This is a genomic window from Leisingera sp. F5, from assembly GCF_001593695.1.
This window is the reverse complement of record NZ_LUKH01000984.1, coordinates 1-1383: the sequence shown is the minus strand read 5'-3', so window position 1 is coordinate 1383 and position 1383 is coordinate 1. Positions and strand designations below refer to the sequence as shown.

Sequence of the window (1383 nt, the reverse complement as noted above, 5' to 3'; positions counted from 1 at the left end):
GGTCGAGCGTTTCGACAGTTCCTTCGACAACTTCACCCGCTGCGCCTCGCCGCCGGACAGCGTTGTCGCCTGCTGGCCCACCTTGATATAGCCCAGACCAACCCGCATCAGCGCATCCATCTTATCGCGGATCGACGGCACCGCCTGAAAAAACTCCTGCGCGTCTTCCACCGTCATATCCAGCACATCGGCAATGCTCTTGCCTTTGAACTTGATTTCCAGCGTCTCGCGGTTATAGCGCGCGCCCTTACAGGTCTCGCAGGTTACATAGACGTCGGGCAGGAAATGCATCTCAATCTTGATCACGCCATCGCCCTGGCAGGCCTCGCAGCGCCCGCCCTTGACGTTGAAGGAGAACCGCCCTGGCTTGTAGCCGCGCGTCTTAGCTTCCGGCAGGCCGGCAAACCAGTCGCGGATCGGGGTAAAGGCACCGGTATAGGTCGCCGGGTTCGACCGCGGCGTACGGCCGATCGGACGCTGGTCGATGTCGATCACCTTATCCAGATGCTCCAGCCCCTTGATGCTCTCGCAAGGCGCCGGGGTCTGCCGCGCGCCGTTGAGGCGCATGGAAGCGGTCTTGAACAGCGTCTCAATCGTCAGCGTCGACTTGCCTCCGCCCGACACGCCAGTCACGCAGACGAACTTGCCCAGCGGGAACTCGGCTGTGACCTCTTTCAGGTTGTTGCCGGTGGCCTTGACCACCTTGATCTTCTTCTTGTTGCCCTTGCGGCGCTTGGGCGGCACCGCGATTTCGCGTGTGCCCGACAAATACTGGCCAGTGATCGAATTCACATCCGAGGCAACCGCTCCGGGCGTGCCGTGGCTTACCACCTCGCCGCCATGCACCCCGGCGCCGGGGCCGATGTCGAACACATAATCCGCCTGGCGGATCATGTCCTCGTCGTGCTCCACCACGATCACCGTATTGCCCTGATCGCGCAGGTTCTTCAGGGTGCCGATCAGACGGTCGTTGTCGCGCTGGTGCAACCCGATCGAGGGCTCGTCCAGCACATAAAGCACGCCCGTAAGACCTGAGCCGATCTGCGACGCCAGCCGGATCCGCTGGCTCTCGCCGCCGGACAGGGTGCCGGAATTACGGCTGAGAGACAGGTATTCCAGCCCGACATTGTTCAGGAACCCCAGCCGCTCGCGGATCTCCTTCACAATAGCACGGGCGATCTCCTGTTTCTGCTGGCTCAGATGGTTCGGCACATCCTCGATCCAGGCCAGCGCCTCGCGGATCGACAGCTGCACCACCTGACCGGCGTGCACACCGGCAATCTTCACCGCCAGCGCCTCAGCGCGCAGCCGGTACCCCTCGCAATGGTGGCAATGGCGGTTGTTCTGATAGCGTTCGAACTCCTCGCGGATCCAGTTGAAATC

Annotated in this window: 1 protein-coding gene; it reads right to left on the bottom strand. The window is 62.2% G+C overall.

The annotated features are described in order from the left end of the window. The coding region (gene uvrA, locus A2I95_RS38110) for an excinuclease ABC subunit UvrA (RefSeq protein WP_291737612.1) at nucleotides 1-1383 on the bottom strand (1383 nt) is incomplete at both ends.